The organism is Cognaticolwellia aestuarii, from assembly GCF_002000025.1.
GTDB lineage: Bacteria > Pseudomonadota > Gammaproteobacteria > Enterobacterales > Alteromonadaceae > Cognaticolwellia > Cognaticolwellia aestuarii.
In genome coordinates, this window is sequence record NZ_MUZV01000005.1 from 106,378 (window position 1) to 128,099 (window position 21,722).

General features: G+C 39.5%; 16 protein-coding genes. 11 read left to right on the forward strand and 5 right to left on the reverse strand.

The annotated features are described in order from the left end of the window. Positions 1 to 99 precede the first annotated feature (99 nt). Complete coding sequence (locus B0169_RS09130) at positions 100 to 381, forward strand: Lpp/OprI family alanine-zipper lipoprotein (protein ID WP_077285665.1); 282 nt, start codon at positions 100 to 102, stop codon at positions 379 to 381. Between the two features lie 73 nt (positions 382 to 454). On the opposite strand, the gene B0169_RS09135 is transcribed toward B0169_RS09130, so the two are convergent. Continuing rightward, positions 455 to 1,411, reverse strand: a complete 957-nt coding sequence (locus B0169_RS09135) for a L,D-transpeptidase family protein (protein ID WP_077285666.1) — start codon at positions 1,409 to 1,411, stop codon at positions 455 to 457. Positions 1,412 to 1,449: 38 nt separating this feature from the next. Next, the gene (locus tag B0169_RS09140; protein WP_077285667.1) at positions 1,450 to 2,967 is read right to left on the reverse strand and encodes a CYTH and CHAD domain-containing protein; all 1,518 of its coding nucleotides are present in this window, start codon (positions 2,965 to 2,967) and stop codon (positions 1,450 to 1,452) included. Between the two features lie 208 nt (positions 2,968 to 3,175). Between B0169_RS09140 and B0169_RS09145 the strand changes: the two genes are divergently transcribed. From B0169_RS09145 to leuD, 8 genes are all read left to right on the forward strand, one after another. Continuing rightward, a complete protein-coding gene (locus B0169_RS09145; protein WP_158077070.1) occupies positions 3,176 to 3,775 on the forward strand; it encodes a TIGR04211 family SH3 domain-containing protein in 600 nt (199 codons plus the stop codon). A 41-nt stretch (positions 3,776 to 3,816) separates the two neighbouring features. Beyond that, complete coding sequence (locus tag B0169_RS09150; protein WP_077285669.1) at positions 3,817 to 4,884, forward strand: CDP-glycerol glycerophosphotransferase family protein; 1,068 nt, start codon at positions 3,817 to 3,819, stop codon at positions 4,882 to 4,884. A 98-nt stretch (positions 4,885 to 4,982) separates the two neighbouring features. Continuing rightward, complete coding sequence (locus tag B0169_RS09155) at positions 4,983 to 5,396, forward strand: adenylyltransferase/cytidyltransferase family protein (protein ID WP_077285670.1); 414 nt, start codon at positions 4,983 to 4,985, stop codon at positions 5,394 to 5,396. Positions 5,397 to 5,424: 28 nt separating this feature from the next. Continuing rightward, the gene (locus B0169_RS09160) at positions 5,425 to 6,951 is read left to right on the forward strand and encodes a capsule assembly Wzi family protein (protein ID WP_077285671.1); all 1,527 of its coding nucleotides are present in this window, start codon (positions 5,425 to 5,427) and stop codon (positions 6,949 to 6,951) included. A 446-nt stretch (positions 6,952 to 7,397) separates the two neighbouring features. Beyond that, positions 7,398 to 8,972, forward strand: a complete 1,575-nt coding sequence (leuA, locus tag B0169_RS09165; protein WP_077285672.1) for a 2-isopropylmalate synthase — start codon at positions 7,398 to 7,400, stop codon at positions 8,970 to 8,972. Between the two features lie 70 nt (positions 8,973 to 9,042). Beyond that, complete coding sequence (gene leuB / locus B0169_RS09170) at positions 9,043 to 10,155, forward strand: 3-isopropylmalate dehydrogenase (RefSeq protein ID WP_077285673.1); 1,113 nt, start codon at positions 9,043 to 9,045, stop codon at positions 10,153 to 10,155. 1 nt (position 10,156) lies between these two features. Beyond that, on the forward strand, positions 10,157 to 11,575 hold the full coding sequence (leuC, locus tag B0169_RS09175; RefSeq protein ID WP_077285674.1) for a 3-isopropylmalate dehydratase large subunit: 1,419 nt from the start codon (positions 10,157 to 10,159) through the stop codon (positions 11,573 to 11,575). Between the two features lies 1 nt (position 11,576). Beyond that, positions 11,577 to 12,173, forward strand: coding sequence for a 3-isopropylmalate dehydratase small subunit (gene leuD / locus B0169_RS09180; protein WP_077285675.1), 597 nt, complete (start codon positions 11,577 to 11,579; stop codon positions 12,171 to 12,173). Between the two features lie 148 nt (positions 12,174 to 12,321). Here leuD and B0169_RS09185 read toward each other — a convergent pair whose 3' ends face one another. After that, positions 12,322 to 13,929 carry an AAA family ATPase gene (locus tag B0169_RS09185; protein ID WP_077285676.1) on the reverse strand — a complete coding sequence of 536 codons (1,608 nt, stop codon included), beginning with the start codon at positions 13,927 to 13,929 and terminating at the stop codon, positions 12,322 to 12,324. A 138-nt stretch (positions 13,930 to 14,067) separates the two neighbouring features. On the opposite strand from B0169_RS09185, the gene B0169_RS09190 reads away from it, so the two are divergent. Then, entirely contained in the window at positions 14,068 to 15,348 is a 1,281-nt protein-coding gene (locus tag B0169_RS09190) for a multifunctional CCA addition/repair protein (RefSeq protein ID WP_077285677.1), read from the forward strand. Positions 15,349 to 15,683: 335 nt separating this feature from the next. On the opposite strand, the gene B0169_RS09200 is transcribed toward B0169_RS09190, so the two are convergent. Both B0169_RS09200 and fahA read right to left on the reverse strand, forming a co-directional pair. Further along, on the reverse strand, positions 15,684 to 18,338 hold the full coding sequence (locus B0169_RS09200; protein WP_077285679.1) for a TonB-dependent receptor plug domain-containing protein: 2,655 nt from the start codon (positions 18,336 to 18,338) through the stop codon (positions 15,684 to 15,686). A 583-nt stretch (positions 18,339 to 18,921) separates the two neighbouring features. Continuing rightward, entirely contained in the window at positions 18,922 to 20,244 is a 1,323-nt protein-coding gene (gene fahA / locus B0169_RS09205) for a fumarylacetoacetase (RefSeq protein WP_077285680.1), read from the reverse strand. A 358-nt stretch (positions 20,245 to 20,602) separates the two neighbouring features. On the opposite strand from fahA, the gene trhO reads away from it, so the two are divergent. Further along, positions 20,603 to 21,580 (forward strand): oxygen-dependent tRNA uridine(34) hydroxylase TrhO, encoded by a 978-nt coding sequence (gene trhO / locus B0169_RS09210; RefSeq protein ID WP_077285681.1) that lies wholly within the window; start codon positions 20,603 to 20,605, stop codon positions 21,578 to 21,580. Positions 21,581 to 21,722: the final 142 nt, after the last annotated feature.

Below are 21,722 nucleotides of genomic sequence, written 5' to 3' on the forward strand. Positions count from 1 at the left end.
CCAGGCATAGGCGCTATAATGATTTTATGTCATACTCTTTAATGCAGTTATTTCATTTATTTTTAACAATAACAAGTCGTCAAACATAAGGGACACATCATGCTATTAAAAAAAATAACACTAATCACCTTAGTTGCTATTATCAGTGGCTGTGCCAATAATTCGGCATTAGAAGAGAGTATTTATCAGCTAAATCAGAAGGTCGACAGCTTAACAGATCAAGTAAATAGCCTGGCTTCAAAGACTCAAGCAATGTCATCACAAGTTAATGAGTTAAGTTCGACACAAGCTGAAACTAACCAAATGGCTGAGACAACGAAAATGGCTGTAGAAAAAGCTAATGAACGTATCGACAATATGGTTGCTAGTTATAAAAAATAGCACTCATACTGTTTAAGTACGCTAATATCATAAAAGCACTAAACCTCTGTTTACGTGCTTTTTTATCTGCTTTTTAGTTTTCTTCCGCTAATGAATCGTCAAGCAATTCAGTAACTAAACCTTTAGGGTTCGCTATTTGCTGTAGTAATATCTGCATATTATCAGCACTATCGCCAATGAATTGCGAGACGGCATTACTAATTTCAGGCTGACTAACACTACCATCATCCGCTGTTAACGGGCTGTGCACTTCAAACAGTTTTTTATTACTTTCATAAGATAACTTTATAGCTTGATCAACAATGCGAACAGGGGTGTTTATTTCAACATGTTGGTATAGCCACTCAATATCATCATCATATAAACGAATACAACCTGAACTTGCTCTCATGCCAATACCGAATCGTTGATTGGAGCCATGCAATAAATAAACACTTGTACCTAAGCGCAGAGCATATTGACCAAATGGATTATTAGGCCCTGCAGGCACTTCATCAGGCAAATTTTTACCATGTTCAAGAAAGTATCTTGTTTTCATTTCAGCCGTAGGACGCCAAACTGGATCTTTTCGTTTTTCCCCTATGTAACTAACTGTTTTGGGTGTTGCTAGCCCTTGCCGCCCAATACCGACAGGAAAAACATGCACTTTGTTACTATTGCTGGGGAAATAGTACAAGCGTAGTTCAGGTAAGTTAATAACAATACCTTCGCGCTTACCATAGGGTAATAACATCTGACTTGGGATAACTAATTGCAGTCCTAGTTCAGGGAGAAAAGGATCTACGTTTGGGTTCGCCGCCATTAGGGCTAAAAAACCGACATCATACTTTTCAGCAATCAGTTGAAAGTAATCGCCTTTAACGACTTTATGATACTGCATTTCACCGATTAACCGCGAATTCCCCTCTGGCAGTGAATAAACTTTAGCAACAGTTGAGCTAATCATTAAACTACACAGTAATAAACAACAAGCTAAACTGCGCCCCCCCGCTAAAGCCAATAATTTAATAACAGTTACCCTATAAAACATGACAAAATAATCCACTCATAAATTATAAAGCCCGAGATTTATAAAGACTCAAGCCAATAAGGTTGCATTTCAGTCGCAATCGCTTTGGTATTATCCAACGCTAACAGCAAGCCTTCTACTTTACCGTTTTGCCATTGCACCAACCTTTTTGACGGCTCAGATAGTTTCTCGAGCTGCATTTGTATAATCCACAATGACTGCAATTCACTTATACCTTGCTGCAAATCAAGCCATGGATGGCGAAATTTATCACGTTGATCATTGTCAAATAGCCCTGCCAACCAGATGCCAGTTAATAAACTCCGGTTTAAGAGCTTGCTTTGGGCTATGTATTGTTCACAAGAAAAGTGCGCCGAACTTTTCATTTGTGTACTTATTTCACTTAAACTAAATTGAATTCTATCTTGGGCAAATTTAATCAGTGTCGTGCCACCTTCATCTGCGGCTGAAACAGGTGCTTGTGAGCGCGATAAAAACAACTGTAGGATATTGAGCTGTAATTGATTAAACCTAGCACTATGCAGCAGTTGACGAATATCGTCGGTGCTCGGGAATCGGCGTTTTTCAATTTTTAGTTGCTCAATTAACTGCTTACTGAAGTCGAGTTTTTTCCTGTAATTACCCGTTTTGTTCGTAAGCTCTTGCAGATGTATTGCATTATCAACCCAAGAGAATAAATGTACAAAATGGCTCAACTCATCTCGTATCAATAACTCTTGCGGAGATAAATACTCTGAAAACAGCCAAAAGCCGTGGCGAATAACGGCCAAGCTTGCCTCTATTTTAGCTAGCTCAACTAATGTTTCATGGGCTAAATAATGTTCAATACTGTGTTGTAGGCTAGTTAAACTAACACCTAAACCTGAAGTAAAAGCGGCGTCAATAGTATGGTTGCGATTTTGACAAATGAAGCCGATTTTCTGAGGCTTTTCTTCAATAAGCTCTGAACGCCAAAGTGCATAGCCGCGTGCAGCTTTACTTTTTAAGCCTGGTCTTAACGCTAGCTCATCAAACAATAATGACGCTAAACTAAATAATGCAGTTTTATTACCCTTAACAAGCTCTAGTTCAATTTCATCAATAGCTTCCTTTTGCTCGCCACTGGCAATTTCGCCCTGATCATAAGCAAGCTCGATCACATGGCCTCTTGCGTCAGTGATCAACCAGGTACAACGAATAAAGTCTGTACTAAATAATGTTACCAACTCGTTTTGAATGGCACTTACAGACTGATCTTTTTGCCATATTTCATTTGGGAAAAGTGTTAAAATAGGAAAGTTACTTTCAATATCAACGTTGTATTCTGGACGGCTATGCAAGCCCCCCACAACCTGACCTGCTGTTTTAATTGTTTGTTCAATATGCTCATTGCAACGGCGAACCCTTAAACCCATATCATGTTTTCGTAGATTTAAATCTGCCGTATCAAAATAGCAATTAGCGAGCCGTTTTTCCTGAAAGGTAAACTGTATTTTTTCGCGATTAAATATTTGAGTTATTTTTTCTGCAACATTATCACTTAAAACTAAATATTTAAGCTCTATTTCGGTCGTCATATTTTTCCAATATTAGTTATAAATCAAGCTTATTAACCATAGCAACAATATTTCATTGAGCTAAAACAGTAAATAATAACCACAATCTTACATGATTAATATTTTATATCAAAAATCTCAGAAATCTAAGCGACATCACTTGCTATCATTCCTGCAAAGTCCTACTATCTTTGCCATTCTTTGTTTAAATGGCGCTATTGGTTCTTTCATGATGAACATAAAACAAACATTCGTTGCTTTATTATGCTGTACATCCTTATTTTCTTTTGCCGAAGAGGCTGATGTAACAACAACTACAGGCTACATTTCTGAAGATTTAATTGTTTATATGCATACAGGTGCAGGTAAAAATTATCGTATACAAGGTTCAGTAAACGCCGGTGAAAAAGTACAACTCACCGGTGAATCTAATAACGATTACAGTCAAATAACAACCGATAAAAACCGTACAGGTTGGGTTGAAAGTAAATATGTTTCAAACAAACCAGGCATGCGCTTCGTGATTGCTGACCTCAATGAACAGTTAGCCAGCATTCAAGCAGAAAGAAATACAATGTCGCGCCAGTTAACTGAAGCGAATAACGAAATTGAAGCCCTTAAAACAGAGCGTAGTGATTTACAAAATAGTATTTCAGCACTCAATATGGATTTAACACAAACTAAATCACAGTTGAAAAATCAAGATACCGACATAAAAAAACAATGGTTCTTTAATGGCGCCATCGTTTTGGGTATTGGCTTGTTGTTTGGTTTGATATTACCGCGCTTGTTTTCAAAACGTAAAGCAAATATGGAAAACTGGGGTTAGGCTCAGTCACATTTACTCATTGAGCAAATAAATCTAGCGTTATGAAAATTATCTTCGATGTATTACATTTATACTATTTACCACAGTATCTACCTGTTTATCGTCAATTAATATTGGCGAATGCAGGTGAAGCAACGTTTGTCTTTTATCATGGAATTCATGACGACATCATAGAAACCATCATTGCGAAAGAACAATTGAACCATATTTGGGTTGATAACAATGCTGAAGCTTGTAACTTCTACTGTAAAGAACAAGCCGACTGGGTATTTTTTGCCAATGCTTTCCCGCATTTGGAGAAAGTCCATCAAGTCAGTAAATCAGTACAATTAGGCCATGGCATTGGCCCTAAAGCTAGTTACTATACCAAATCTGATACACCAACCAGTGTTAGATTTGTTGAAGGAAATTATCGTACGCAACGATTAACAGCAATGTACCCTAACGATTGTTTTGTTGATGTTGGGTTTTGTAAGTTAGATCCGATCATTAATCACGAGCTACAAGATACCTCACTAACAAGTTTAGGCTTAGACCCGAAGAAGAAAACATTACTCTATGCCCCAACCTTTTACCCTAGTAGCATAGAATGTTTTGCAGACAATTGGCCGCAACTGTACCACCAATATAATATTATTATTAAGCCACATTACTTTTCTCTTGCTAAAGATAGCTATAAGAATCAACGTAAGCTTTTGGAAAAATGGAGTAAATTTGATAACGTTTATTTAGCAAACGTCGAAGATTATTCATTAGTCCCTTTTATGGCAATCGCAGATGTACTGATCAGTGATGCGTCTTCAGCATTATTCGAATTTGCTGCACTGAACAAGCCAGTTATTTGGTGTGATTTTTTAAAACTGCGTTGGAGCTATCGGGGTCTATTATCTTATCGTTTCAAAAAGCGAATGGATCAAGATTACGGTGAATATGCCGAAGTCGCCGTACATGCAAAATCTTTTAAAAACCTTCAACAACATGTTGAACAGCAACTTGCCAATCCAAAAGACTTAGAAGCAATAAGACTCGCCTTAGCTGAGAAACTTTGTGGTAAAATTGATGGCAAAGCGAGCGCTAGAATCATCAGTTACTTACACGAAAACATATAAACTAAACAACCCATTGTTTTATATGTTAAATAGTAATTTTATTAACTAAAAAATAACCTCAGTTGCTGCACTGAAAACACGATATTATTGGATTTGTTATGAAAAAAATTGGTTATACCACCGGTGTATTTGATCTTTTCCACATTGGTCACCTAAATGTACTTAAGCGAGCCAAGCTAGAATGTGATTATCTTATCGTTGGTGTCACAAGTGATGAGCTATCTATGTCAGCGAAAAACAAAAAGCCAGTGATCCCTTTTCAAGAGCGTATGGAAATTGTTGAAGCAATTAAGTTTGTTGATGAAGTTGTCCCACAAGTTAACTACGATAAAGAAGAAGCATGGAATAATTTGAAGTTTGACATGATGTTTGTTGGTGATGACTGGAAAGGTACTGAAAAATGGAATCAGATAGAAAAGGACTTTAAAGAGTTTAATGTAGAAATTATGTACTTTCCATATACGTCTCACACATCAAGCACCATTTTGCGTGACGTATTAAGTAAAATATAACTCAAATTCACTCGGGCTTTACCCAAATATGAAAATGAATAAACTCATTGCGGCGATAACACCATTGTTTTTTTGCCCACAATTAATTGCTGAACCATGGGTTGATACCTCCAATATCTTCCTTCGTTCAAACATTCAGCTACTCGCCGACCAAGGACTCATTAATACTCCCGTTACGACATTCCCGTTAATGTGGCACGATATAGCTCGAGATTTAAAAGTAATACAGCTGTCTAATTTAACCGACCAAGAAAAAAATGCTTACAGTTATGTTAGCCATCAATTTCGTTTGGCAAAGCAAAGTAGGCAAACACTAAAAGCAAACCTAGCAACAGATACAAAAAGGTTTGCTGGCTATGGTGACGCGTTTCGAGATAATAACTCAGTTACCCTCAGCTCTAGCTTTATGACCGACTCATTAGCCGCTAACATCACCTCAAGCTATACTCATTCTCCTGATGATGGAGATAAAGTTAGGCTTGATGGTAGCTATATTGCTGCTTTTGTTGGTAATTGGGTGTTTTCTGCTGGTAAGCAAGATCGATGGTGGGGTCCGGCGTGGGATACTAGCTTAAGTTTAACCAATAATGCTCGACCAATGCCTGCACTGGCTATATCTCGTAAATCAGCTATCGGTTTAGATATACCGTTTACTGATCACAGCATCCCTTGGACGGTTACATCTTTTATGGGCATCATGGATGATGACCGAGTCATAAATGATGCCTTACTGTGGGGATTTAGACTTAACTTTAAACCTGCGGCTAACTGGGAAGTAGGCATAACACGTTTAGCACAATGGGCAGGTGATGGTCGCCCTCACGGCTTAGATACGTTTTGGCGCGTACTAAAGGGTGAAGATAATTGTGGCGGTAATGGCCCAACCATTGAAGAATGTCAAAATGGTGAAGAACCCGGCAACCAATTGGCCGGTTACGACATTCGTTGGTCATCCAACATTTTAGCGCAACCTTTATCGGTTTATTTCACCATGTTTGCCGAAGATGGCGATCGAAAAGGTGGTTTAAGTATTTTTGGTGAAGAACGCTACCAATTAGGCGTTGATACCCATATAAACTTTTTAAGTAATGACTGGCGTGTCTACCTAGAAGCTACAGATACCTATGCACTCTGTAGCGATGGTGTTAATGGTGATGGCACCAGTACTATTGGTGATTGTTATTATGAGCATTCAACATATAAAACGGGGATGCGTTATAACATTCGCAACATTGGTAGTAGTTATGAAAATGATGCGAGCACATACGTATTAGGGTTCATATCACAAGGCGATGGCGAAACGAATTACGAGTTTAAATTCCGTTGGTTGCAACTCAATAAAGACAATAGTGATCGCGCTCCTGGGAATAACCAAATAGGCAATACCGTCAGTGAAATTGCTGAAAATGTGCTAATGCTCTCCAGTAAGGTACAACATAATTACAAAAATTGGCGCTTTACTGTTGGCGCTGATATCAGTCAATCAGAATTTGACAATGATATAAGCAATAAAAATGACATTGCTGGTTATTTTAATATTGAATATAACCTTTAATAACGCTTAAGTTGCGGCGCCCTGCGCCGCAAAACCTAGCAATTTACGTTATTTTTTACCGTGTTCTCATTATCGCTACCCTTACTTAATAAATCCTATTTTTCGCATAGCATCGTCATTTTACCTCAATAACTTACCTATTATTTAGCAGATAAAACGCCAGGCTGTAACATTAAGGTTATTTTTTTATTGACAATAATTAAAAAATACGCCATTAATAAGCCACTGACTATTTATTTACCGCTACAGAGCTAAACTTAAAAAATGAAAACTTTATCAAGCATTATTCGAATTAACCTCCTCCTCGTATTAACTATGCGCGGTTAGGTTTTATGCTTGAAAAAATAAATAGGCAAACATAATAAAATACTAAACCCGCGCTAACTACCGCGGGTTTTTTTATGCCCGGTATTTATCGCTAACACTTAGACTAATCAGGACAAAACATGGGCACATCAAGCGACAACGTTATTATTTTTGACACCACATTACGTGATGGCGAACAAGCCTTAAACGCAAGTTTGTCAGTACATGAAAAACTACAGATAGCGCACGCTATTGAACGTTTAGGTGTCGATATTATGGAAGTGGGGTTTCCAGTTTCATCTCCTGGTGATTTTCAATCAGTACAAGCCATAGCAAAAACAGTTAAAAACGCTCGTGTTTGCGCATTAGCGCGTGCGGTAGAGGCGGATATAAAAGCCTGTGCAGAGGCATTAAAACCAGCGAAAGACTTTCGTATTCATACATTTATCTCAACTTCTGATGTCCATGTACAACAAAAGTTAAAAAAAGACTTTGCTGATGTAGAAGCGATGGCAATACATGCCGTCAAATATGCACGTCAGTTTACTGATGATGTTGAGTTTTCTTGTGAAGATGCCGGCAGAACACCGATAGATAATTTATGCCGCATGGTGGAGCAAGCCATTAAAGCAGGGGCAACCACGGTTAATATTCCTGATACGGTAGGTTACACTTTACCGCATGAATTTGGTGGCATTATTACAAATTTATTTAATCGGGTGCCTAATATTGATCAAGCCGTTATTTCTGTACATTGTCATAATGATTTAGGCTTAGCCGTTGCGAACTCAATTTCTGCAGTACAAGCTGGAGCACGCCAGATTGAATGCACTATTAATGGTATCGGTGAGCGCGCCGGCAACTGCTCGCTTGAAGAAGTCGCCATGATCATGAAAACTCGACAAGCATTGTTAGGTGTTCACTCTAACATCAATCATCAAGAAATTGCTCGTACTTCCAAATTAGTCAGTCAACTTTGTAATATGCCAGTACAGCTTAATAAAGCCATCGTTGGAGGAAACGCTTTTAGCCATTCATCAGGCATACACCAAGATGGCATGTTAAAAGCCAGTAATACTTATGAAATTATGACACCGGAAAGTGTCGGTATCAGCAAAACCAAATTGAATTTAACATCTCGCAGTGGTCGACATGTCATCAAACATCGCATGGAAAGCTTAGGTTACCAAGAGACCGACTATGAGCTAGAAACGCTTTATGCCGATTTTTTAACTTTAGCCGATAAAAAAGGCCAAGTATTTGATGATGATTTAGAAGCGTTACTTTTTAATATTCAACAACAAGATCAGCAAGACTTTTATAACTTGCAGACCCTAAATGTGCAAAGTGGCGGCAGTGAATTTGCGACCTCTAGTATAAAAATTGCTTTAGGTGATGAGCATAAAATTGTTTCTGCGACAGGTAATGGCCCTGTTGATGCGGTGTATCGAGCAATAAAACAAGCCATCGATATCGATTTTGAAGTTAGCGATTACAAAATATCAAATAAAGGTCAAGGTGAAGATGGTTTAGGTAAGGCTGATATTGTTGTGTCTTGGCAAGGACGAAACTTTCATGGTTATGGCTTGGATACAGACGTGATTAAAGCATCAGGTAATGCCTTGATCAACGCGCTAAATGCTATTCATCGTGCTATGACCATCGCTGAGCTAAAAACAGAGCGAAAAAACGAAACGACAATTGAAAGTAAGTAGCCACTTACATTTCAGTAAATTAGTTAAAAAATTATTCATTTATCACGTAGATTTATAGGTTTTAAGAATTATGTCAAAAATTGCAATTTTAGCCGGTGATGGTATTGGCCCTGAAGTAATGGCACAAGCAGAAAAAGTGTTAGCAACTGCTGCCAAAGCGTTTGAATTTGAAATCACTACCGCTCATTACGATGTTGGTGGCTGCGCCATAGATAATCATGGTCAAGCTTTACCTCAAAGCACAATAAAAGGCTGCGAACAAGCTGATGCCATTTTATTTGGCTCTGTCGGCGGCCCTAAATGGAGTGATTTACCGCCTACTGAACAACCAGAGCGTGCATCTTTACTTGGCCTACGCGGACATTTTGGATTATTTTGCAATATGCGTCCGGCACAACTGCAAAGTGCAATGTCGCACCTATCGCCGCTTCGCGCTGACATTTCACAAGCCGGTTTTGATATTTTAGTTATACGTGAGCTTACTGGTGGTATTTATTTTGGTGAGCCTAAAGGCCGAAAAAATCAAGGACAAGCAGATGAAGCCGCCTTCGATACCATGATTTACTCACGCAAAGAAATTTCCCGTATTGCACATCTAGCTTTTCAAGCGGCTAAAAAGCGTAGAAATAAGGTTATTTCTATCGATAAGGCCAATGTACTAGCATCTTCTATATTATGGCGAGAAGTGGTTAATGAAGTAGCGAACGACTACCCTACGGTCACAGTTGAACATATGTATGTTGATAATGCAGCTATGCAGCTAGTTCGTGATCCTGCTCAGTTTGACGTGATGTTATGCTCTAACTTATTTGGCGATATTTTATCTGATATCTGTGCCATGATCACCGGGTCGATGGGGCTATTACCCTCTGCGAGCTTAAACGAGCAAGGCTTTGGCATGTATGAACCCGCAGGAGGTACCGCTCCGGATATCGCAGGTAAAGGCATTGCCAACCCAATTGCACAAATTCTTTCTGCAGCCCTGATGTTGCGTCATAGCCTAAACCAAGAAGCTGCCGCTAGCGCGATTGAACAAGCCGTGGCTGATGCCCTTAATGCCGGTAATTTTACTGGTGACTTATTAAGTGCAGAGCTACGTCATCAAGCAAAGTCAACCGATGAAATGGGCGACATAATTTGTCAGCACTTAATTGATAACCATAAAAACTCAGGAGCAAACTAAAATGGCGAGCACGTTATACGAAAAATTATGGCAACAACATGTCATTGAAGAAAAAGCTGACGAAACGCCATTAATATATGTTGATCGTCATTTGATCCATGAAGTGACATCACCTCAAGCCTTCGCTAACCTGAAGTTCCATAACCGGGTGCTGCGTCACCCAGAGCGTACTATCGCAACCATGGATCACAACATATCTACGCGTTCAATCGAAATTAACGCTGCCGGTGAAGGGGCTGCAAATCAACTACGTACCTTAGAAAAAAACTGTAAAGAATTTGGTATTGAGCTATTCGGTATGGGCCATAAAAACCAAGGTATTGTCCACGTTATGGGGCCTGAACTCGGTTTAACCCTTCCTGGTACCGTGATAGTGTGCGGTGACTCTCATACCGCAACTCATGGTGCTTTTGGAGCTTTAGCTTTTGGTATTGGCACTTCAGAGGTAGAACACGTTTTCGCAACGCAAACTCTACGTCAAACGAAAGCCAAAACCATGAAAATAGAAGTTAAAGGCCAAGTTGCCCCCGGCATCAGTGCAAAAGATATTATTTTGGCCATTATCGGTAAAACTGGCAGTGCTGGTGCTACTGGCTATGTCGTTGAGTATTGTGGTGAGGCAATAGAGCGTCTAAGTATGGAAGAACGGATGACGGTCTGTAACATGAGCATCGAGTTTGGCGCTAAAGCCGGCTTAATTGCTCCTGATGCCACAACATTTGATTATTTAAAAGATAAAGAATACGCGCCAAAAGGCGCAGTATGGCAACAAGCCGTAAATGATTGGCAAGCGCTAAAATCAGATGCTGAGGCAACTTTTGATAGCTATTTAACCCTTGATGCTAAAGAGATCAAAACCCAAGTTACTTGGGGAACTACACCAGGGCAAGTCACACAAGTTGATAGCGTAGTGCCATCACCTGAAGATTTTACTGACCCGGTTGAAAAAGAGTCATGTCTTGCGGCCTTAAAATATATGGGCTTAACTGCCGGAACAAAAATTACCGACATCGCCATCAACAAAGTATTTATAGGATCTTGTACTAACTCTAGAATTGAAGATTTACGTGCTGCGGCAGCTATTGCGAAAGGTAAGAAAGTTTCAGCTTCCGTTGATGCTATTGTTGTGCCTGGCTCTTATCGTGTTAAAGAACAAGCTGAAGCAGAAGGCTTAGCACAAACCTTTATTGATGCTGGATTTGAGTGGCGCCTGCCGGGTTGTTCAATGTGTTTAGGTATGAACGATGACGTGTTAACTGAAGGCGATCGTTGTGCATCTACCAGTAACCGTAACTTTGAAGGTCGTCAAGGTCGAGGCAGTCGTACACATTTAGTCAGCCCAGAATTAGCGGCAGCTTCGGCTATTGCCGGTCACTTCGTTGACCTAACTCAATTAAACCAACAGACCCAAGGAGCATAACATGGAAAAATTTAACCAACACTCGGGTCTAGTTGTACCTTTAGACGCAGCCAATGTTGATACCGACCAAATTATCCCAAAACAGTTTTTACAAAAAACGACGCGCATTGGTTTTGGTCAGCATTTGTTTCATGATTGGCGTTATTTGGATAACGCTGGTCATCAAGCTAACCCTGACTTCATCCTTAACCAGCCACAATATCAAGGAGCTAGCATTTTACTTACTGGCGAAAATTTTGGTTGTGGCTCAAGCCGTGAACATGCCCCTTGGGCACTGCAAGAGTATGGTTTTAAAGTGATTATCGCTTCAAGCTTTGCTGATATTTTTTACGCTAATTGTATTAATATTGGTATCTTACCGATTATTTTATCAGAAGAGATCATCACTGAATTATTTCAGCAAGCTAAAACTAGCCCTCAACACTTTAGCGTTGATTTAGCGACTAAAACCGTTAATACCGCGCACTCAAAGTTTCACTTTGAACTAGCACCTTTTCATCAATATTGCTTGGAAAATGGTGTTGATAGTGTCGGTTGGACATTAAATAAACTTAGCAAGATTGAAAGCTATGAGGCTCAAATGCCAGCATGGCAATAACAACTGGCATTAACTGTTAATCATCAGCTGAAGAGCTGATGATTAACGACATAATCAAATGTCTTCAAGTTTTAAGTTTTAAGTTTTAAGTTTTAAGTTTTAAGAGTAGGCTTGACCGAAACTTAATCATTAATGGTAAGTGCTCGCGCTAATTCCATGATGAAAGCGCCGCCATAGTAAATTTTTCACCGCGAAAGCTCAGGATCACTTGCTGTGGGCGAATTTCATTTAGTAGTAACTCACGAGCAATATAATCCCCTTCATAACGATCACGCCCATTTACTCGGATCCACCCTTGGCCGTCACTGGCGTAAATATGCATTTCAAATGCTATCGACGGCACACCATCTTGAACCCAAGCAGGCATTTGCGTTAATGGCAACAGCTCGCCACTTGCAACGCTCGTACTGAGTTGGTGTTCATCATCTTGTTGGGTTTGCTCGATTGCTGCCTGAAAACTAGCAAGTAACTCATCAGAAACGCCATCGGCTGCCTCAACAACAAAGTTATCATTGGCAGGTTTTTGCTGTACTTTTTCACTCGCCGCTACAGTCGTTTGCACAGCAGCTAACTTACGTTCATTGACCGTAAATTCATTATCATTAGCTACCACCTTATTTGACGTTTCAACCTCAGAATTATTAGAGTTTGGCACAGCAGCGACACTAATATCATTAGCTTCAGAGTTTAGCTCCTTGTCACCATCATTAATAACACTATCCTGTGTACTAGGTTTAACAGCACTATTATCTGGCTCTGTCGTGATGGTTGTTTTATCGGAGGCGGTATCTTGGCTTTCAGCTACATTAGCTAATTTAGCGCTATTATCAATAGCCTCAAACTTTTGTGCCCCCCACCAAATACCTGCGGTTAATACTAAAAGTAATATGCAAAGTAAACCACCTGCTTTTATCCAAGAATTTTGCCACCAAGGGATAACTTCAAACTCGTCTCCTAGTGCATCATGCGCTGCTTGTAATACAATTTTACGATTAACAACTGCATTATTGCTGTTGTAAGCATTCATTAAAGAGCGCTCTGCGAGCAAGTTCATTAAGCGTGGAATACCATGACAAATTTTGTGAATAGCATTTACTGCACTTTTATCAAAAATATCTCGAAAGCATTTGGCAACCGAAAGTCGATGTTTCAGATATTGTTCAACTTCTTGTTTATTAAGTGGTAATAAGTGATATCGTGCAGTTATTCGTTGTGCTAATTGCCGTAAGTCTCGACGCTGTAATAGTTGTTGTAACTCAGGCTGACCAATTAAAATGACTTGTAAAAGTTTTTTAGTATTAGTTTCTAAATTGGTTAACAGTCTTAGCTGCTCCAAAACCTCTGGTTGTAAATGTTGAGCCTCATCAATGATCAACAGTGTATTAATATTATCATCGTGGTTTTTTAATAATTTTTGTTGAATTTTATCTGTGAGTGTTTTTAGCGTTGCGCCAGTTTTACGATAGCGAATTTTTAATTCATCACACAGTGTGGCTAAAAGCTCTTGACTAGAAAGTGTTGGGTTAAGAATAAAAGCGGCTTGGGTGTTCTCAGGTAAATTTTCCATCAATCGCCGACTAATGGTGGTTTTCCCTGTACCAACTTCTCCGGTCAATAAAACAAACCCACCGGTATCTCCCAAACCATACGTTAAGTGATTTAGCGCTTCACGATGGCGATCGCCCATAAATAAATAATCGGGATTTGGCGCAATTGAAAAAGGTTTTTCTTCTAAACCAAAGTAACTTGTGTACATAGAAAATCTTAACTGATGAATCGACCCAATGAAATTAACCTGAACACGTTCATATGTCAAAAATCGTCAACAGTTATGTTAAACTTTAACAATATGATTATTCTATATGTTTTTATTTTAAGAGGCCTATAGCCACCCATGTCAAAAATAGCACAACATTTACATTATTTTTTAGTCGGCGGCGCCGTTCGTGACGCCCTACTCAACCGACCGGTTGTTGACAAAGATTATGTTGTAGTCGGCTCTAGTGTCAAAGAAATGCTTGCACTAGGTTTTATCCAAGTAGGCAAAGATTTTCCCGTTTTTCTGCATCCCAAAAGTAAACAAGAATATGCTTTGGCTCGCACTGAAAAGAAAGCAGGTCAAGGCTATACAGGATTCGACTGTGACGCTTCAGCTAACGTTACTCTTGAAGAAGATTTATTACGTCGCGATTTAACCATCAATGCTATGGCGATGACAGATAATGGGACAATAATTGACCCTTACGGTGGCCAAAACGACTTAACTGATCGTGTGCTACGCCATGTTTCTGCTGCATTTATTGAAGATCCATTAAGAGTATTACGCGTAGCACGTTTTGCTGCTCGATATCACCAATATGGTTTCAAAATAGCTCCAGAAACACTTACACTAATGACTCAGTTAAGTGAAATTGGTGAGTTACTCAGCCTATCTGGTGAGCGTGTTTGGCAAGAAATTCAACGAAGTTTGGCCGATTCAAACCCTGAAGTATTTTTTCAAGTACTCTATCAATGCCAAGCACTCAAAGTACTTTGGCCTGAGTTGCATAACCTATGGGGTATTCCCAATCCTGAAAAATGGCACCCTGAAGTGTGTTCAGGCGTGCATACCATGATGGTGCTAAAACAAGCAGTTATATTGTCAAAGAAAACTTCTGTCAGGTTTGCCAGTGTTTGTCATGATTTAGGTAAATCATTAACTGAAGAAGATAACTTACCTTCACATCCAGGTCATGAAACAGCGGGGTTACCTTTAATAGATGCATTGTGCACTCGCTTACGCGTACCAAGTAACCATAAGTCACTGGCATTAAAAGTTTGCCAATTTCATCTACATGCACATAAAGCCTTCGAGTTGAAAGCTAGCACCATATTAAGGTTATTTGATCAGCTAGATGTTTGGCGCAAGCCTGAAGAATTTCAAGACTTTTTACTCTGTTGCCAAGCTGATTATACCGGTCGTCTTGGTTTTGAAAAAAGAGCCTATCAACAACAAGATTTTCTCTACAGTGCCTTTAAATTACTCAGTAAAGTTACAGCCAAACCATTTGTAGAAAAGGGGTTTAAAGGCTTAGCAATAAAACAAGCAATAGCACAACAAAGACTTGCCGACTTAAAGCAATTTAAACATAGCTACTTACAGCAGAACTCTCTAGCACCTAATGGCAGTAATTAACTCGTCAGTAAGGTTTACAACTCTGCATTACGATGCTGATATGCCGGTGTGATCGTAGCATACCGTTCGTCCTGAACATCGCTACTCTTTCACATCCATGTGATCGTAGCATACCGTTCGTCCTGAACATCGCTACTCTTGCACATCCATGTGATCGTAGCATACCGTTCGTCCTGAACATCTCTACTCTTGCACATCCATGTGATCGTAGCATACCGTTCGTCCTGAACATCGCTACTCTTGCACATCCATGTGATCGTAGCATACCGTTCGTCCTGAACATAAAAAAGCCATATCACAGGATATGGCTTTTCAGGTTTAGCTTGTCAGTTTAATTAAAACTTATAAGCAGCTTTCACGTAGTAGTAACCACCATTGTAATCGAACGGACCACTTTCATAGTAAACACCACTAACAACACCATATGCACCGCCATCTTTTTGCAGTTTTTGTGCTTCGGTATCAAAAATGTTGTTAGCACCGGCTGATAATGTCCAATTGTCATTTAAGAAGTAACTTACAGATGCGTCAACTGTGTATGAAGAACCAACTGTTTCTGACCAACCATATGAGCTGAATTCATCAGGCTCATCAGCATGCGTTGCAAACCACTCGCCAAAGTAGTTGGCACGTACTAACATACTCACATTTTCCCAGCTTTGCGCTAAGGTAAATGTTGCACGGTGCTCAGGAATACCTTCTTCTAAACGTCTAACTTTATAACCTGTAGTAAAGCTACCTGGGTCATCAACTTCAGTACTATTATAGTTGTAAGCTAGGCTAAATTTAGTATCACCACCCATTAGCTCCATACCGTAGTTAGCTACGATATCAACACCTTGCGTTGTTGTATCAAAGTCATTAGCAAAGAAGGTTATTTTACCGCCTAACAATAACTCAGGACTTGGATACAACCCGGCTAAATCATCGACATCTTCTTGAGTAATATCAAGCTTATCCGTTTGAGCAACACGATCAGTCACTTCAATATTATAAGCGTCAACTGTCATAAAGAAGTCACCACTTTGGTAAACAAGACCAATGGCGTAACTTACTGACTCTTCAGGCTGTAACTCTACACCACCTTTTTGGGCTGATACTGGGTGTGTTGGTGGAAACGTTGCTGATTGCACAAGTTCGCCGTTCACAAGTGAGGTTTGCGTATTAACGACACTTGCTTGACCAACTGTCGGTGCACGAAAGCCCGTGCTATGCGAAGCTCTAAAAGACAGCTCATCATTGACTCGGTACTGCGCGGTTAATTTATAGTTGGTGGTATTACCAAATGAAGAGAAGTCTTCATAGCGTAAAGCTGCACCTAATAGAAAGTCTTCAGTCACGTACGCTTCAACATCAACATAAGCTGCAACACTTTGACGTTTATTAATACCTTGAGCTTCTGGTGAAAAGCCAGCAAATCCATGAGAGCCAACACTAAAGCCTTGGGTTGCTAACGGTCCTTGCTGCCATGATGCTTGCTCACCTGAAACAATTTCAAAACTCTCTTGACGCCATTCTAAACCAGTGGCGACATTAACAGGGTCTTCTAAGCCCATATCAAAGCTTTGTACTAAATCAGCATTCACCGCTTTCTCTAGTTGGATATATGAGCCAACTTCAAATGAAAGACCTGCTTGGTCAGCATTTAATGCCCCCATAGATGGGTTTACAGTGTTAACTAAAGTATAAGTAGATTTATTACGGCCAACAGAGGCACTAATATCATAAGAAGCTTCATCTAAAAAGCCGCCTTTGATCTCACCACGTGTTCCCATTGTTAATGCAGTATCATTGATATTACCGGTAAACTGCGGGGTATAACCGCCAGGAAGCAATTCGTTAAATGCAAAACATCCTGCGCTGGCAGCAACCGCAGCATACTCAGGTGTATCTAAAATATTACCAACACTAGTACCTGCAACATTATCAACTAAAGTAAAATCTGTTGGACAACCATTAACACCTTCACCATCCATGTCACCAACAAGCCAAACCTTTCTTGTAGGATCAAACTCACCATCGCCATCTAAATCAATATCATAGTCGAAGACATCTTTAGAAAAGACACCACCGCGATTTTGAGGGTTTCGGTAATAATATCCACCAGAAGCTGTACGATCTGAGTAGTTACCAAACATGTAAAACTCTTTATCATTACCTAAATCAAGACCAACATTAGCAAATAAAGTAATGTCGTCTTCAATTTCAGGGTTACCCCAGGTCATTGCTGGTGTCTCAACACTAGTATTGCCGGCATCAATTAAAGCTTGTGCATCGGGACGTTGTACACTTCGGCTAGTAGCATCTGCGGTTTTGTATTGAAAAGAAAGGTTAACAAAACCATCTTTAGTGAATGGTAGACCTATGTTGCCATCTACAATAGTTGAATCACCATCGCCTTCATAGTAAGCGCCTTTTTTAACGGAGATTGAGCCACCGTCAGCGTCGTCCTTAAGCACAAAGTTCATAACCCCAGCAATAGCATCAGAGCCATATTGGGCCGCAGCACCATCACGTAAAACTTCAACTTGCTTCAAAGCAATAGAAGGTATTACAGAAATATCTGGACCCTGAGCACCATCATTAACACCGCCACCTTGGAAAGCAATAACTGACGCACGATGACGACGTTTACCGTTCAGTAAAATCAATGTTGAATCTGAAGATAGACCACGTAAGTTAACCGGGCGGATAAATGACGCAGCATCTGAAATAGGTTGTTGGCGAACATTAAATGAAGGAACCGCAGCTTGTAACATATCTAACATGTCACTCGAGGCATTTTTGTCTAATTCATCACTACCAACAATATCCACTGGTACCGGTGAGTCAGCCACTGAGCGCGGCGCTGAACGAGAACCAACAACAGCAATACGTTCAATGTTTTTATTCTTTGCTGCAGGGTCAGTTTCAGCGGCAAAACTTGGTGCTGTACCTAATGCTAGACCTACAGCCAGGGCTAGTGTGCCCGTACGAAATTTTGTAGACATGTTATTTCCTTCCTAAGGTTTATATTCTATATAATTTATAGCTATTTATTTTTATAATTTTATTTTTACCTTTTGTACCAATCTGAACACTAACACTTGACTAATATTAGCGTGGATAAACCAAAAGGCTTGATTATTTATAAAACAGCTAGAATTGCTTTACAAGTAGTGTTTTAGTCTAAGAATTAGCATTGAATGAATAAAATGAAATGATTAACAAAGCTCTACGAAGACTATGTCGGATTGCATTAACATATGTAACCAATCTGTAACCGAGAGTCCACCTAGCTTGTAGAAAAAGATTCAAACAGTGAGTGTGCGAACTTTTTCGTATTTAAAAAAGTGACCATTGCACATAAAACAAGCAAAAAAAAATATAAAAAAAATGAACTTTTTCTTAATTAGATAAATGTAGAAGAAAAATTACAGCTTCAAAAGGTTAATGGCTTGTTAACGGAGGGGTTGAAAGCTAATCGAGCTTCTCTAATGGGGAGAGTAAAAAGTAAAAAGTAAAAAGTAAAAACTTAAAATTAACAAAAAAGCTCCAACAATGTGGAGCTTTTCAGATAACAAGCTTAGCTGCTTAATCTGCAGCTAGCACAGTTGCACTCGCTTCACCAAAACCTATGCGGGCAGCACCTGCTTTTTTACACCAACCTTTCATGATGACACAATCGCCATCTTCTAAGAAGGTACGCGTCTCACCATTAGGTAATGCGATAGGCTCTGAGCCTGCATTAGATAATTCAAGCATAGAACCTGCTTCTTCAGGATTAGGTCCTGACTGAGTACCACTACCAAACATATCACCTGGACGTAAATTACAACCATTAACCGTATGATGGGCTACCATTTGTGCAACAGTCCAGTATGAATCTTTAAAGTTTGATTGCGACAATTGAACTGCAGGCTGTGACGAGTTACGCATTGCCTCAGTTTCAATTAATACTTGCAAATTCAAATCTAAAGAACCCAAAGCACGGTTATGCTTTGACTCTAAATAAGGTAAAGGTTGAGGATCTGCTTCATCACGAGTCCATTGTACTCGATATGGCGCTAAGGCTTCTGAAGTCACAATCCAAGGAGAAATTGTTGAGGCAAAGCTTTTTGATAAAAAAGGCCCTAACGGTTGATATTCCCAACCCTGAATATCACGTGCCGACCAATCATTAAATAAGCAAATACCAAAAACATGGTCTTCAGCATTATCAATACTGATAGGGTTACCTAAATCATTGCCATTACCAATAAATACGCCTACTTCTAATTCATAATCTAAGCGTTTACATGGCCCAAAAGATGGTTCAGTTGCCGTTGGCGCTTTCGTTTGACCTTTAGGACGCTTGAAGTTGCTCCCTGAAATTTCAATTGAAGAAGAGCGACCATGGTAACCAATAGGCACCCATTTATAGTTCGGTAATAATGGGTTATCAGGACGGAACTTACTGCCAACAGATGTCGCATGATGAATTGAAGTATAAAAGTCAGTGTAATCACCAATTTGACATGGCAAAGCATACTCTACATCAGCTTGTGCAATTAAACATGATGCAAACTCAGCTTGTAACTCAGCTCCTTTTGATAAGCCGTTTGACAAAGCGTGGCGTAAGGCACTCCAAAAGTGTTTGCCCATCGACATAAAAGCATTTAATTGTGTATGACAACATTTTGCCAGCGCCATTTGCACATCACCATCATAGACATTCAAAGCAAATAGTGCTTTTAAATCTAAAACCTGATCACCAATAGCCACACCCGCTCGAAAATCTTCTTCACTGCCCTTACGTTTAAAGCTGGCAAAAGGTAAGTTTTGTATTGGAAAGTCACAATTTTCTAAGTTCGCGGATTCAACCCAGCTAGCTAAAGCCGGATCATGTGTTTCATTAAGTAAATTGGTGTTAGACATAGGTTAAACAACTCCAGAGAAAAATAAATAGCTAATAACGCAATATTATATCAAGCAACCCGATAAAGGCTACGTCAATAAAATATACTTGATAAACAACTGTCAACAATATGTTGCAGCGTTAAGTTTACATCGCAATAGTATAACTTTTACAATTTTGCAGAAGTTAACATCAGCATTTCGCTGACTGATCGCATAACAATAAATCAGTAAAATACTACTTTCGGTTAAGTACATTTGCTAGAATGCGACCGTTTTATAAAATCGTAAAACAACTAAGCACTGCCTATAACGGCAGCCACAATCAATCTAAAGCTCCTGATTTACTATCAGGCTCGCTCAATGGGTCAATAATTACATGAATAACATCACAGTTTGTGCATTATATAAATTTGTTCGTTTAGAGAATTTTGAAGATATTAAGCCACCTTTACAAAAAGTAATGGAAGACAATGCCGTTAAGGGTACTCTACTGTTAGCACTTGAGGGCATTAATGGCACTATTGCAGGTTCTCAAGCCGGCATAGAGGCCGTATTAGCATTTATTAATAGTGACAGTCGCCTTGCCGGCGTTTCATCTAAGTGCTCCTTCCATCAAGACAATCCTTTTCAACGCACAAAAGTTAAGCTAAAAAAAGAAATAGTCACAATGGGAGTTGAAGGTATCGATCCCACATTAACGGTCGGCACTTATGTTAAGCCTAAAGACTGGAATGCGCTTATTTCTGATCCTGAAGTGTTATTAATCGATACGCGTAATGACTATGAAGTTGAAATTGGTACCTTTAAGAATGCGATCAACCCGAACACAGAAACCTTTCGTGAATTTCCTGAGTATGTTGCAAAAAACCTAGATAAAACGAAACATAAAAAAGTCGCTATGTTTTGCACCGGCGGTATACGCTGTGAAAAATCTACAGCGTATTTAAAAGAGCAGGGTTTCGAAGACGTTTACCACTTAGAAGGCGGTGTTTTAAAGTATCTTGAAGAAGTACCAGAACAAGAAACCTTATGGCAAGGTGAGTGTTTTGTTTTCGATGGTAGAGTTGCCGTTAATCATAGCCTTGAACGCGGCCAGTATGACCAATGTTTTGCTTGCCGATACCCAATTACAGCAGCAGAAAAAACTAGCGAGCATTATATACAAGGTGTAAGTTGCCCTCGTTGTTATGACAAATATACAGATGAACAACGAAGCCGCTTTCAAGAGCGTGAAAAGCAAATAAATTTAGCGAAGGCACGTGGCGAAGAACACATTGGTGGTGAAATAAAACAAGTGATTGAACAACGAAGAGCAAGCAAAGTCGCTGAAAAGCAAGCACAGAACAAGGCCTAGTTTTACACGACTGCATCATAAAAAAAGCCCGCTTTCTCAGCGGGTTTTTTATGATGCTGCTTTTCAAGCCTACCAGCATTACAGCTATAACATACAACAGCCTAAAACTAGCTTGAGATACCATCTCCTGCGCTTTATCTTA